The sequence below is a fragment of the Atribacter sp. genome (genome assembly GCF_035418125.1).
Taxonomy (GTDB): domain Bacteria; phylum Atribacterota; class Atribacteria; order Atribacterales; family Atribacteraceae; genus Atribacter; species Atribacter allofermentans.
In genome coordinates this window covers 1-13,428 of record NZ_DAOLQM010000034.1, presented here as the reverse complement: position 1 = coordinate 13,428, position 13,428 = coordinate 1, and the positions used below count along the sequence as shown (strand labels likewise).

11 protein-coding genes are annotated in these 13,428 nt (G+C 38.2%); 3 read left to right on the top strand and 8 right to left on the bottom strand.

What is annotated here, in order from left to right; translation table 11 throughout:
• Positions 1-134: 134 nt before the first annotated feature.
• Genes PLK24_RS03455 through PLK24_RS03445 form a run of 3 tightly spaced genes read right to left on the bottom strand, consistent with a single transcriptional unit; the run spans position 135 to position 4,300 of the window.
• The gene (locus tag PLK24_RS03455) at positions 135-2,768 is read right to left on the bottom strand and encodes a calcium-translocating P-type ATPase, SERCA-type (protein WP_324476372.1); all 2,634 of its coding nucleotides are present in this window, start codon (positions 2,766-2,768) and stop codon (positions 135-137) included.
• Entirely contained in the window at positions 2,750-3,556 is an 807-nt protein-coding gene (locus PLK24_RS03450) for a DUF4032 domain-containing protein (protein ID WP_324476371.1), read from the bottom strand. The genes PLK24_RS03455 and PLK24_RS03450 overlap by 19 nt, the downstream gene beginning before the upstream one ends.
• Before the next feature lie 21 nt (positions 3,557-3,577).
• A complete protein-coding gene (locus PLK24_RS03445; RefSeq protein ID WP_324476370.1) occupies positions 3,578-4,300 on the bottom strand; it encodes a cytochrome c biogenesis CcdA family protein in 723 nt (240 codons plus the stop codon).
• A gap of 228 nt (positions 4,301-4,528) precedes the next feature.
• Between PLK24_RS03445 and PLK24_RS03440 the strand changes: the two genes are divergently transcribed.
• The gene (locus PLK24_RS03440; protein WP_349770650.1) at positions 4,529-5,827 is read left to right on the top strand and encodes a phenylacetate--CoA ligase family protein; all 1,299 of its coding nucleotides are present in this window, start codon (positions 4,529-4,531) and stop codon (positions 5,825-5,827) included.
• 28 nt (positions 5,828-5,855) lie between these two features.
• On the top strand, positions 5,856-6,284 hold the full coding sequence (locus PLK24_RS03435; RefSeq protein ID WP_324476368.1) for an ACT domain-containing protein: 429 nt from the start codon (positions 5,856-5,858) through the stop codon (positions 6,282-6,284).
• A 46-nt stretch (positions 6,285-6,330) separates the two neighbouring features.
• On the opposite strand, the gene pckA is transcribed toward PLK24_RS03435, so the two are convergent.
• From pckA to PLK24_RS03410, 5 genes are all read right to left on the bottom strand, one after another.
• Positions 6,331-7,878: a phosphoenolpyruvate carboxykinase (ATP) gene (pckA, locus tag PLK24_RS03430; protein ID WP_324476367.1), complete on the bottom strand. Its 1,548-nt coding sequence runs from the start codon at positions 7,876-7,878 to the stop codon at positions 6,331-6,333.
• Positions 7,879-7,936: 58 nt separating this feature from the next.
• Entirely contained in the window at positions 7,937-8,956 is a 1,020-nt protein-coding gene (locus PLK24_RS03425; protein ID WP_324476366.1) for an ABC transporter permease, read from the bottom strand.
• Positions 8,957-9,000: 44 nt separating this feature from the next.
• Complete coding sequence (locus PLK24_RS03420; protein ID WP_324476365.1) at positions 9,001-9,984, bottom strand: ABC transporter permease; 984 nt, start codon at positions 9,982-9,984, stop codon at positions 9,001-9,003.
• Positions 9,977-10,771 carry an ATP-binding cassette domain-containing protein gene (locus PLK24_RS03415; RefSeq protein ID WP_324476364.1) on the bottom strand — a complete coding sequence of 265 codons (795 nt, stop codon included), beginning with the start codon at positions 10,769-10,771 and terminating at the stop codon, positions 9,977-9,979. The genes PLK24_RS03420 and PLK24_RS03415 overlap by 8 nt, the downstream gene beginning before the upstream one ends.
• Positions 10,772-10,850: 79 nt before the next feature.
• On the bottom strand, positions 10,851-11,864 hold the full coding sequence (locus PLK24_RS03410) for a substrate-binding domain-containing protein (RefSeq protein ID WP_324476363.1): 1,014 nt from the start codon (positions 11,862-11,864) through the stop codon (positions 10,851-10,853).
• A 207-nt stretch (positions 11,865-12,071) separates the two neighbouring features.
• On the opposite strand from PLK24_RS03410, the gene PLK24_RS03405 reads away from it, so the two are divergent.
• Positions 12,072-12,887: an alpha/beta hydrolase gene (locus PLK24_RS03405; RefSeq protein WP_324476362.1), complete on the top strand. Its 816-nt coding sequence runs from the start codon at positions 12,072-12,074 to the stop codon at positions 12,885-12,887.
• Positions 12,888-13,428 lie beyond the last annotated feature (541 nt).

Here is a 13,428-nt window from a genome sequence, read left to right as displayed (position 1 = left end):
CAAAAACTGAAGATAAATGTACTGTGTCTTCCACTTTCAAGCTATTCTTGGTGTAAGATGGGAATTATGATATTGTCTAAACGACGTTTTTAAAAAAAGTTAATCAATCCCTAAGGTTCATTCCGATCTTCTTTTTATTGATGACGATTTCTATCCCAGAGCTTCCAAATTTCGTAAGCAAAAAATGAAATAAAAGAAAAGACTATAGTATACATCCATTCTAATCCATTCAGTGGAACATTAGAGAAAACTTGAGCAGCAGAAGGAACTATTACTGTAATCAACACAATTGCTGCCGATAATAATGCAGCTTCAATAAGATAAAGATTTGATCGGAGATTAATTTGCCAAAAATTTCTTTTTTCTGATCGAAAACTATAAGCTCGAAGCAGCTCTGAAAACGCCAGAGTAACAAAAGCCATGGTTCGGCCGGTTTCAATCCCACCGATCCTTGTACCAGCAACAAAAGCAATGATAACTGAGATAGCTATAAACACCGAATTAAAGAGGATTATTTTCATGGATTGGGGATTGAGAATTCCTTCTTTGGGATTACGAGGCCTTCTCATCATAATATCTGGTTCAGGGCTATCAACTCCTAAAGCCATAGCTGGCAATCCATCGGTTACTAAATTAATAAGTAATATTTGAACTGGGACCAGAGGACGGTGAAGACCGATTAATATCGGTATAAAAATTGCAAAGATTTCACCGATATTACAAGCCAAGAGATACATGACGAATTTCCTGATATTATCAAAAATGACTCGCCCTTCTTCAATCGCTTTAACGATAGTAGCAAAATTATCATCCATTAAAACGACATCGGCTACTTCCTTGGCAACATCGGTTCCGGTGATTCCCATGGCTACACCAATATCAGCTTTTTTCAAAGCCGGTGCATCATTTACTCCATCACCGGTCATTGCCACTACTTCCTGGTTTTTTTGAAGAGCCTCAACGATGTTTAATTTTTGTTCTGGCCAAACCCGAGCAAATACTCGAAGATGTTTGATCTTTTCCATTAAGGTCTCTTGAGAAAGCTTTTCCATTTCTTGTCCGGTGATGGCTTCGTCCCCAGATTGCACCAGTCCCAAATCTTGAGCAATGGTTCTTGCTGTAAGTAGATTATCGCCGGTGATCATAATAGTTTCAATTCCCGCACTATTGGCTTCTTCTAAGGCTTGTTTTACTTCTGGTCGAGGAGGATCTATCATGCCAACTAATCCTTGGAAATTCAGATCATTTTCATCTTCCTGGCTAATTTTCTTTTGATCCGGTATCTCTTTATCAGCAAAAGCCAATACGCGTAAGGCCTTCCCGGCCATTTCTTCAATGGTGTTAAGTATGAATAGTCGATCCTTTTCGCCAAGGGGAAGTATTTGACCTCCTGATTGATAAGAGTTGCAACGGGTAATTAAAATGTCAGGGGCGCCCTTCACTAAAATTTTCCTTTTCCCATTGAGTTCATGCAGAGTTGACATCATTTTCCGTTTCGAATCAAAAGGGACTTCATCTAAACGGGGAAAATCTTGTCGAATCTTCTTCACTGAATAACCATTTTTTTCTGCTAATTCGATTAATGCCAATTCAGTGGGATCACCAAAGCGTTGCACTTTGCCATTATTATTAGCTATTGAACTATCATTACAAAGAACTCCAATTTGGATGAGAGCCTCACTGGGCATAAAGATCCGTGATTGGACCTCTTCCCCTTCTTCATTCATTTGAAAAACTTCCTGAACAGTCATCTGGTTCTGTGTCAAAGTTCCGGTTTTATCAGTACAAATCACCGTAGCACTTCCCAGGGTTTCAACAGCAGGTAGTTTGCGAACGATAGCATTGTGTTGGCTCATTCGGGTGACTCCTAAGGCAAGAACAATGGTTACTATGGCTGGAAGTCCTTCTGGGATAGCGGCCACTGCTAAACTAACTGCTGTCATAAACATGTCAAAAATTTGCTCGCCTCGGATGATTCCAACCACAAAAACTACTCCACAAACAATTAAAGTTAAATATCCTAACAGCTTGCCCAAACCGGCCAATCGCTTCTGGAGGGGGGTGACAACTTCTTCTTCTTTCTCCAATAATTGGGCAATTTTTCCTATTTCCCGATTTATACCGGTTTCAGTAACTACCCCCTTGGCTCGACCATAAGCAACAATAGTTCCTGAATAGGCCATATTAAGGCGATCGGAGATGGGTAAGTTTTCAGCCATTGAATCAGTTATTTTTTCGACTGGCACTGACTCGCCAGTTAGGCTCGCTTCATCGATACGCAGATTATAGACTTCAATGAGACGTAAATCTGCCGGCACGTAGTCTCCTTCGTGGAGGAGAATAACATCACCAGGAACCAATTCTTCTGAAGAAATTTTCTGTAATAATCCATCGCGAATAACTTCACACTCGGGTACCGACATCTTTTTTAAGGCATCCAGCGCCTTGCTAGCTTTTCTTTCTTGGCTAACTCCTAAAACTGCATTAATGATTAAAATAGCGATGATAACTGTGGCATCGGTGGTTTCTCCCAACAAACCTGAAATGGCAGCGGCAGCAACTAAGATGAGAATCAAGAAATCTTTAAATTGGTCGATAAACATACCTAAAATGGTTTTTCTTTTTCCGGTAGGAAGAACATTCCGTCCTTTATCAGCAAGTCTTTGTTTTGCTTCTTCTCCTTTTATGCCTTTTTCTAAGTCGGTTTCCAGTTGCTGTATGACTTCTTGAGATGAAAGGGCATGCCAGATTATTCCTTTTTGATCCACGGTAAAACCTCCTCCAATAAACCCTCGAACTTTTCTATCAAGGTTTTCTTCTCCTCAGGTTCCTCTTTTCCAAGAATTTCTTCAATAAATCCTTGCATAGCATTGTCAAAGCCGATATCATAACCCTCTTTTTGACTTTTGTACCATTTATAATCAAGAATAAAGCAAAAAATATCTCCTAAAGTTTTCCCTTGATATACATCCTCTAAACCCTTTTCTACAATACATTGAACCGCGGGAGTATAGACTGAAAGAAACCAGTTTAAAGCAGCTTCCTTTATATCAACTTTTCTTTTAAGAAATAATTCCATTTGGTGAGCATAGTCATTGATATAATTGAAAAAAGTATCATAATGACGGTGTTCAGTTAAATCGATTCCCTTTAATCCGGTTAAGTTTTCAAATTCAATTCTCTTTTTTCGAAGGGTCCGACTTTCTTTTCTTTCGCTGGGAAAAAACTCGATTACCTCAGCATCGATGAATTCTATTCCCAGTTCTTTAGCAATTGCCACTCGATGGTTTCCATCTAAAACATAATACTCGTTGCCAACTTTATAAACAATAATTGGAGGAACAACATCACCTTTTTCCATAATTTTCCTTAACCGATAGTAGCGAACATCAGGATTTTTTAGTCTAAAACCACTCAAAAGGTCTTGCACTCGACCTACACTTCCTACAATATTCTTTACCTTAATAGCGTGAATTCCCCGATAGGCTCGGTTAGATAAACTTAATTTTTTTGAGACAACTCCAAACCCTTTAACTGGTTGAGACTTTCTTGCCATAAACTCCCTCAATTCTTTCTGTTATTGATTCAAAAACCAGCTTTCACCGGGAACTATATTCTCCAATCCCAGGAAAGCGATGAAAGCATTCATTTGATCAAACATTAATATAATTCCCAAAAAAATCAGTAAAATTCCGCTAATTATTTCAATGATATGGCCTCTTTTTTGAAGCGTCCGAAGAACACTCATCATATATCCCCAACCTAAACCCAATAAAATAAAAGGTATGGCTAATCCAAGGGCATAAAAAGATAAATAAATACCTCCCTGTAATACGTTCCCTAAAGTTGATACATAGAGAAGAATCGAGCCTAAGATGGGACCAACACAAGGTGTCCATCCTAATCCGAAAGTAACCCCCAATATCAAGCTTCTCATCTTTGCCCAGGTTTTTTTAGGTTGGATTCTCTTTTCGGCGTAAAACATCTTAATTTTTAAAATTCCCAAAATTTGTAAACCAAAAATTATAATGATAAACCCAGCTATCCGGTTAAACCATACTTTATATTTCATCAAAAATGTTCCTAAAAAAGAAGCTCCGACGCCCATGAATATAAAAACCATAGAAAATCCAACCACAAAAAGAATGGTGTGGAGAAAAACTTTCTTTCGTTCTTTTTCAAGTGATTCAACCCCACTGATATAACTCACATAAGCTGGAGCTATACCTAAAACACAAGGAGACAAAAAGGATAGTAAACCAGCCAAAAAACTTACTAATCCATTTATTTGAATATCCATATATGCACCTTCACTTCCAATAGCTTTCCGAATAAGGTTGATGATGTTTATTACTATTATAACAAAGCTTTTTCGTAAAAATATGAATGTTCCATGGTAAATTTAAACCTGAGTGTGATATAAATACTATGAGTTTTAATTTTTTAGTTTTTTAGTTATTGTAGGAAATGATTTCTTCCAATTGATCATTATGAGCATTTGAAGAAAGAAAAAAGAAGGTGATATCAATTGTATTGGGAAAAGGAGATCGAAACATTGGATCGAGATCAATTGGTCCAACTGCAATCAAAACGGTTGCAAGAAACCATGCAGCGGGCAGCAAAAACATCCTATTATAAGAAATTGTTCACACAAAATCATATTCAACCGGAAAAAATATTAACCACCAAGGATCTGCAAAACATCCCTCCTACGTCCAAAGAAGACTTGCGGAGTGGGTTTCCTTATGGTTTTTTAGCCAAACCACTGGAAGAAGTGGTTCGTCTTCACTCGTCATCTGGAACGACCGGTGTTCCAACTGTTATTTATCATACTGCTGCTGATATTGACTCTTGGTCAAATTTGGTGGCACGTTCACTCTATGGGGTGGGGGTCCGGAAGAATGATATATTTCAAAATATGATGAGCTATGGCCTTTTTACTGGAGGTCTTGGCATGCATTATGGAGCTGAAAAAATCGGTACCTTGGTGATACCGATTGCAGCAGGAAACAGTAAACGTCAAATCTGGTTTCTTAAAAACTTTCAAACGACAGTGACACATATTATTCCGAGCTATGCCCTCCTGCTTTCCAACCTGATTAAAAGTGAAGGCTTAGATTCGTCTCGAGATTTAAACTTGAAGATCATGCTGATTGGAGCTGAGCCCCACAGCGAAGAAACCCGTCACCGAATCGAGGAGCTTTATCAAGCAAAAGCATTCAATTCCTATGGTTTATCCGAAATGAATGGTCCTGGAGTCGCCTTTGAATGCGCCTATCAGACTGGATTACACGTTTGGGAAGACGCTTATTTTTTAGAAATTGTTAATCCAAAAACACTCGAGCCATGCCCAGCTGGCGAACTGGGTGAAATGGTTCTCACTACTCTTTGCCGACAAGCAACTCCTATACTCCGTTACCGTACTAAAGATTTGGCTTATTGGATCGATGAACCATGTCCTTGTGGGAGAACCCATTACCGGATATCTCGAATTCAAGGACGGACTGATGACATGTTTATTTACCACGGAGTAAACATTTTCCCGATACAAATCGATAAAGTATTGATGAACAATCCTGAAGTTGGTTCAAACTATCTCATCACCTTAGAGAGAAAAGACCTTCGCGATACGATGAAAATCGAAATAGAAATTAAACCCGAACTCTTTATTGGTGACCTTCCCAAGCTGGAAAGGTTGAGAGAACGCATTCAGGCAGAAATTCGTTCAGAAACATTAGTCACTCCAGAAATCGTCTTAGTTGAACCAGGGACCCTTCCCACAACTGAGGGAAAAGCCGTGCGGGTGATTGATAAACGACAATTATAACTTATCTTGAAAGGAGTGCGCACACAATATGGCTCATCAGGTTTCAATTTTTGCTGAAAATAAACCGGGGAGAATAGAAAAGTTAACTCGTTTGTTCACAGAAGCTTCGATTAATATTCGGGCGATAACCATATCCAGCGCGAATGGATTTGGGGTTATTAAAGTTTTAGTTGATCAACCCCATAAAGCTTTTGAAATTCTTCGCAGCCAAGGAATCCCTTCTTATCTGCAAGAGGTTATTGCAGTCATTATGGAAGATATTCCAGGTGGTCTCCACCGGGTTGCCCAAGTCCTATCGGAAAACAGCATCAACATCGAGGATGCCTACGGATTTGTTGTGGCCAGTGGCAAGAAGGCAATACTCATTATTCAGGTTGAAAGCCAGCCAAGAGCTCAAAGTGTTTTAGAGCGAAACAACTTTCAGCTCCTCACTGACGAAGAGATTTACAGATATTAAAAAAGTGGCCGTTTAAGGCGGCCGCTTTTTATTTCTTCACCATTTCTTATAGAGGCAAGTATTTCTTCATGACCTCATCAAAACGATTTCTCAATTTTTGAGCCTCGTTGGTATAATTAGAGTGATTGTTCCAAAGATTTCCCGGATTCAAGATATCATTGGGAATATCAGGTAATTCCTTCGGTATTAAAAGCCGGAAAACTGGGTCTTCACGGTAGCCATTCTGATCAATCGTTCCATCAATCGCTGCCCTGACCATCTTCCGAGTATAATCAATATCGATTCTCTTCCCTATCCCGTAAGGACCTCCAATCCAACCGGTATTAATCAAATAAACTCTGGAACCATGCTGGGATATCTTCTTTCCCAACATCTGGGCGTAAGTTTTTGGATTGAGAGGCATAAAGGGCGCTCCAAAGCAGACCGAAAAGGTAGTTTGTGGCTCTACTATCCCTCTCTCAGTTCCAGCCAATTTACTGGTATACCCTAAAATGAAGTTATAAACTGCTTTTTCAGTCGTTAATTTCGCTACTGGCGGCATAACTCCGAAGGCATCGGCAGTTAAAAATATGACCACTTGTGGGTGTTTTGCAATTCCCGGTATCAAAGCATTTGGAATAAATTCAATTGGATAGCTCACCCGAGTATTCTCGGTATATCGGTCGTCAGTATAGTCTGGTTGACGTGAATCTGGTTCAAGATAAATATTTTCCATTATTGCTCCGTAGCGGATAGCATCCCAGATTTGTGGTTCTTTATCTTTGGAAAGATTGATACACTTTGCATAGCAGCCTCCTTCAAAGTTAAAGATTCCCTGATCTGACCAACCATGTTCATCATCGCCAATCAAACGTCTTTCGATATCGGCTGAAAGCGAAGTTTTACCAGTTCCTGATAAGCCAAAAAATATAGCCACATCTCCTTCTTTTCCGATATTAGCCGAGCAATGCATAGGAAGAATTCCTTTTTGTGGAAGAAGATAGTTCATCACAGTAAAAATAGCTTTTTTTATCTCGCCACCATAGGAGGTGCCACCGATGATCACTTTTTTCTCTTTGAAATTGATAATAACAAAGGCTTCCGATCGCACTTCATCGATTTCAGGAATTGCTTTAAAACGTGGAAAACACAATACGGTAAAATCCGGAATAAAAGATTGTAATTCTTGGGCAGTGGGTTCTAAAAACATATTATTAACAAAGATTGAAGAATATGCATATTCGTTTATAAAACGAACTGCCAAGCGATTTTCTGGGTCAGTTCCTACATAGGCGTCATCGATGTATACATCTTTTTGTTGGAGATAACTGACCAGTTTGGCATTTAAATGCTCATAGATTTCCTGGGATATCGGTTTATTGGCCTTTCCCCAGTCAATCAAATCATGAGTGGTTTCATCATCGACAAAAAAACGATCTTCTGGTGATCGACCGGTATAAGCTCCGGTGAGAACACTGAATGCACCTGTAGATGATAATATGCCCTCTTTTTTTTGCAAAGCATGTTCAAACAACTCAGGTATGCTTAAATGATAAAATATTTGCTTGGGATTAAATACACCTGATCTCTCGAATGAATAGTGGGCCTTCTGCATCAAGTTCTCACCTTCCCAAAAAAGAATTTTTTCAATTCTACCATATATTTCCTATACATCAAGTATGATTGCTGCTGCGTCCCATTCGTTGGAGAAGGCAAAAAAGGATGAGAAGAACTGCTACTGCGGCATCAATCCAGTATCCAGTTGCTCCAATTAATATCAAACCACTTTTAAAAGAAGAAAAAGCAAATGCTGCAATTGAAACTGCAATAATACTTCCTTTCCCTCCAGTGAAAGCCGTTCCTCCCATAATGGATGCTGCAATCGCCTCTATTTCTAAACCATAACCCATACTACTCATACCAATCCGAGTTAAAAACCAATCGATCCGTCCAATATAAACCCCACCCGCAAAAGCTGCTAAAGCAGAACAAATAACGAAAGAAGCAATTTTACTCCGGGTGGTGTTCACACCCAACGCTCGAGCCGTTTCACGATTTCCACCGGTAGCAAATATCCAATTCCCCAATCGAGTATGATATAAAATATAATTAAGCAGCAAAGCAATTCCAACAAACCAGAAAAAAAGGCGAGGGAAATAGCCAATTCGACCACCAAGTGATTGCAATAGGATTGATTCTTTCCCTTTATAAGAAATAAAACTCCCACCGAAGAGTCCAATTAGATTTCCCCTTAGAATCCACATCATACCCAAGGTAGCAATCAGAGCAGGTATCTTAAATTTTTGAGTTATTAACCCGTTCAAATAACCGATCATGCATCCAAAAGCAATCGCAATAATTAAACCGACCGGATAAGGAAAACCATAATTAGATAAAAGAGTGGAAATAACTGCCGCCCAACCATAAACCGATGCTATAGAGAGATCAATTTCTCCTGAAATAATAACGAAAGTTTGACCCAAGGCTAATATTCCCAATTCTGCACCGATCAGGAGTATTCCAGGAAGGATAAGCGGCCCAAGAAAATTTGGAGATAATATTGAAAAAAATACAAAAATAATCGCTAAGGCAAGGATAACGGTTATTTCGTAACGTAAGGTGAATTTTCTCTTAAATGGTATATCCTGAATAGCTACTTGATTGTCCTGATAATGATTAGGTATGTTTTTCACGCTCTCCTCCTACGTTCTCTCCTTGTCCTTTTAACCCTCAAGTCTTAAGTTTTTAGGAGTTTTTTTATCAAGGCGCTATTGATTACTGCAGCAATCATGAGCAAGATTCCAACCAGAACATTATAATATTCGACTCGAATTCCATAGGTTGCAATTCCTACTTGTACTACCTTAAGAAGGAAGGCACATATCGATGTTCCAATGATACTCCCAATTCCGCCGGTAAGAACAGTCCCTCCAATAACAGCAGCTGCTACTGCCTCTAATTCCATTCCTGTAGCTACAATAGGATCAAGGTAACTAGAACGAACCAAAAACGATGCTCCAGCAAATGCGGCTAAAGATGATGAAATCATAAAACAGATCATTTTGGTGCGAAATATATTAACCCCTAAAGCCCGAGCGGTTTGAATACTTCCTCCGGTTGCCATAATCCAGTTGCCAAACTTGGTTCGATTGAGGACAATGCTGAATACAACTGCTAAAATACAGAACCAGATAAATTGATTCGGTATGAATCCGATTTGTCCACCTAATACCTTAAATAATCGAGTAGGAACTCCCTCATAATAAGTAGGTTCTCCATTGGTTAATCCAGCTAAAACTGCCCTCCAAAAAATCATAAATCCCAGGGTAACAACAAATGACGGAATTTTAAATTTCATAGTGAAAAATCCATTTAAGAATCCAGCACCAATTCCAAATATTATTCCAAGAATAAAACTGACCAGAATCGGCAAACCAAATTGATTACTAATTAAAACTATGTAATTACTGAAAACAAAAACCGATGCAACTGAAAGATCCATTTCACCGGAGATAATTAATAAGGTTACACCTAAGGCAATAATTCCTAATTCGGAACCGGTTAAAAAAATGACATTTAGCATGCTTGAGGAAAAAAAACCTGCTGATATCCGAGAAAAAAGAATAAAAAAAGTCATGAGGAGAATAACAACTATTGTTTCCGATCGCATTAGAATGGATTTTGCTGATTTTGGAGGTTTCAGATGAGTTTGCTCAGGCATCTTTTCTCCCCCTTCTGATAATTTCCATTATAATTTCTGGAGAGCAGGTTCCAGCGTCAGCTTCATGACGAGAAAGAGAACCAATTTTGATACCGTGGTCTAAAATTTCAAAGCGATCAGCAACATCAAATACATGATAAATATTATGGGTAATAAATATAACCGAAACGCCTTCCTTTTTGAGAGATTTGATAAAATCAAGCACTTTTTCAGTTTCTCGTACTGATAAAGCAGTTGTTGGTTCATCGAGAATGAGTAACTTAGCACCAAAGTAAAGGGCTCGACCTATAGCAATTGATTGTTTCTGACCTCCCGACAGGATATTGACGTATTCATCAGGAGATCTCATGCTTACCCGTACTTTTTCTAAATTTTCACTGGTTCGTTGTTTCATGGTCTTAACGTCAAGAAATTTAAAAAAACTATCCTTTTTCACTTCTTCTTTACCAACAAAAAAATTTCTCCAGATGTTCATAGTTTCAATAAGGTTCATTCCTTGATAGACAATCTCAATACCAGCTGCTCTTGCTTCTTCTGGTGAACGGAAAGAAATTTTTTTTCCCATGAAAAACATTTCACCTTGATCGGGTGGAAAAACTCCCATTATAGTTTTTACCATAGTAGATTTTCCTGCTCCATTATCACCAAGTAGACCAACAACTTCATTGTAATTTACATCAAAATCTACTTTATTGAGGGCAATGACTCCTCCAAAACGTTTGGTTAATCCTTTAATTTTGAGAAGTGGGGAGGTTTCATTTTCAATCGATGCAGTCTCAGTGTTCATAATCCTATCTCCTCTCAAAGAATGGGAATTGACCCATCCTGCCCGTTAAAAAAAACGGGCAGGATTTTTATCAACAAATTTACCGATATCCGGCTTTTGCTCCCTCAATTACTGTATCTACGTTATATCGATCAATAATAATTGGTCCAGTTGATACAATTCCGTAAGGATGAACATTATATTTTGCTTTATAGAGATAGAGATCGATCAGTGGTAGAAAGCCTTGTAAATATTGTTGCTGGTCATGAGTACAAACCACTTTTCCATCTTTAATATCCTGAAGCGTTTCCGGCATCATATCGAAACAACAGAGATAAATATCTTTACCGGCTTCTCTACCTAATTCTTTTACCAAACTTACATTAGCATGAGTAAAGTGAGTTGGGGCACAAATAACATCAACTTCAGGATTCTTTACCAAAAAGGCTCGAATAATTTCCATAGCTTTAGTTGGATCTTCACCAACTACAACTTTATCTTGCTTGGTTCCATATTCTTTTTCCAAGGTTTCTCCTAACATTTGGAGCCGCGCTTCCCAAACGTAATGGCCTGCCATGGGATTACACAGCAGTATATGCTTGGGTTGGAAACCGTTGGTTTCTTTGATGAATTTAATTAAAGCTGCTCCTAACTCAACGCCAGATTTCCAAGTGTCTTCTCCATAATAGGCTAAATAGGGAATCCTTTCCTCGGGAGGACGAGGATCCTCAACATTAGCTGCCATTAACGCCATTCCTGCTTCAACAGCTGGTCGAAGAATGGGATCGAAAGTTTTTGGATCAATTATTGAAGTAACCAATCCATCGGGTTTTGCCGCCACAGCCATTTTTAACATATCAATCTGTTTTTTTACATCGGCTTCGGCAGAAAGATGCTTCACTTCTACACCAAACTGGGCTAACCACTGGGTAGCATCTTCAATTCCCTTATAATAAACCGCCCAAAAAGGATTGCCAGGTGTTCCGTGGTCTACATAGTAAAATGTGAGTTTTTTATCTTGCGCATTAGAGATGCCTGTTGAGAGGAAAAAACTGAGGACAAGAATTGTAACAATACTAATATACAAGACCAACCTTGATCTATTTCTTTTCATAAATAACCCTCCTTTTAATATTTTTTAACGAATAATTATCTTCTTATAATATTAATTGATTTTTCACCTCCTTGTTATATTAGATTGCCATAAAACAAAAAAACAATAAGACTTCCGATCTTTTTTAGAGTATAATTGAGCTGGTTTGTGCTGTCAATTTATATTTTTATATGAAAAACAACAATAACAGCTTATTGGTGAAAATAAATGAATGTAGACCATAATTCCCATCAAATAATCCGTCAAAGTAAAAATTATCTCTTAACCAAGCTGCATATTAACCCACATATACCTGCATTGATGATTAAACCAACCACACCCCCTCCCTACCCGGCAATTTTTTTCCTTCATTATTATCATGGTAGTAAAGAAAACATACAATTTCTTGCCAACGAGCTTGGAAAGTCAGGTTTTATGGCATTAGCCATAGACATGGAATATCATGGTGATCGAACTCAAGCTGGGAAAGATATTCTTTCTCCTGATATAGAAAATGATAAAAAAGCCTTTTATAGAACCATTAACGATTCTTTAATCGCCCTTCGATTTATTGAAAATCATCCTGACTTTGATCATCATTCTCTTTTTTTCTGGGGGGTAAGCTTGGGTGCGATAATTGGTAGTATTGTTTGTGGCCAATATAAAAATTTTAAAGGAATTGCCCTGGTGGTAGGAGGCGGAAATATAGAAATTCTTGCCCGTGAAAGCCTACTTGATTCCATGGTCAATATCCGCTATAGCCTTCTTAAGAAAAAAATTTCACCGTTTGACCTTGCACAGCAATGGAAGGATATCGATCCATTGCATTGGATATCTTATTTAGATCAGGTTCCGGTCTTTTTTTTCAATGCTAGCCAGGATGTCATTGTTCCTCTTGAATGTACCTGGGCGCTCTTTGATGTTACTACTTCACCAAAAAAAATATTTTGGTTTCCAACTGGTCATAGCCTGTTGTTTGAACGTTATTTTGGAGTTCCCAGAAAAATTATTGGTCTTTTCTCTCAAATCGCTAATCAAAAATAAAAACTACTTTTTTTTGAATAGTTATATGTGTTGGCATTAAGTTTAAATTTCGCCACCGTCAAAAAAACCGAATTATTGATTTTTTAACTCATTCTTCCTTCAGGAAAGAAGGCGAGGATGAGGGTGATTATTTTTAAAATTCACCACTCACTTCTCACTGCTTTTTCAGGATAGACCCTCATGCCACTTTGTGGTACCAGATGAGAATGAAAACCCAGGATTCATTCGACATGCCATGGCATGTCGCTACATAAATTAAATAATGGGCACAATAGATTGTGCCCCTACATTTTTAAATTATTTTTTAGGGGCTTGATTTATCATGCCCGTTGGTTTTCAGGATAGACTATTTTGCTGCATAACAGCACCAAATAATAATGAGAAAATAATAATGAAAATATGTATATGCCAATCAATTTCCCCCTTTAGAAAAGGGGGTTAGGGGGATTTGAGTTTTTTACTGTTCCGTCATTCAGACTGTATCAAAATCCCATTCATACACCAAGAATAGCTTGAAAGTGGAAGACACAGTACATTTATC

Coding starts and splice junctions, on each gene's coding strand:
- PLK24_RS03435 (WP_324476368.1), top strand. CDS start 5,856: ATGGCTCATCAGGTTTCAATTTTTGCTGAAAATAAACCGGGGAGAATA.
- PLK24_RS03445 (WP_324476370.1), bottom strand. CDS start 4,300: ATGGATATTCAAATAAATGGATTAGTAAGTTTTTTGGCTGGTTTACTA.
- PLK24_RS03450 (WP_324476371.1), bottom strand. CDS start 3,556: ATGGCAAGAAAGTCTCAACCAGTTAAAGGGTTTGGAGTTGTCTCAAAA.
- PLK24_RS03415 (WP_324476364.1), bottom strand. CDS start 10,771: ATGAACACTGAGACTGCATCGATTGAAAATGAAACCTCCCCACTTCTC.
- PLK24_RS03405 (WP_324476362.1), top strand. CDS start 12,072: ATGAATGTAGACCATAATTCCCATCAAATAATCCGTCAAAGTAAAAAT.
- PLK24_RS03420 (WP_324476365.1), bottom strand. CDS start 9,984: ATGCCTGAGCAAACTCATCTGAAACCTCCAAAATCAGCAAAATCCATT.
- pckA (WP_324476367.1), bottom strand. CDS start 7,878: ATGCAGAAGGCCCACTATTCATTCGAGAGATCAGGTGTATTTAATCCC.
- PLK24_RS03410 (WP_324476363.1), bottom strand. CDS start 11,864: ATGAAAAGAAATAGATCAAGGTTGGTCTTGTATATTAGTATTGTTACA.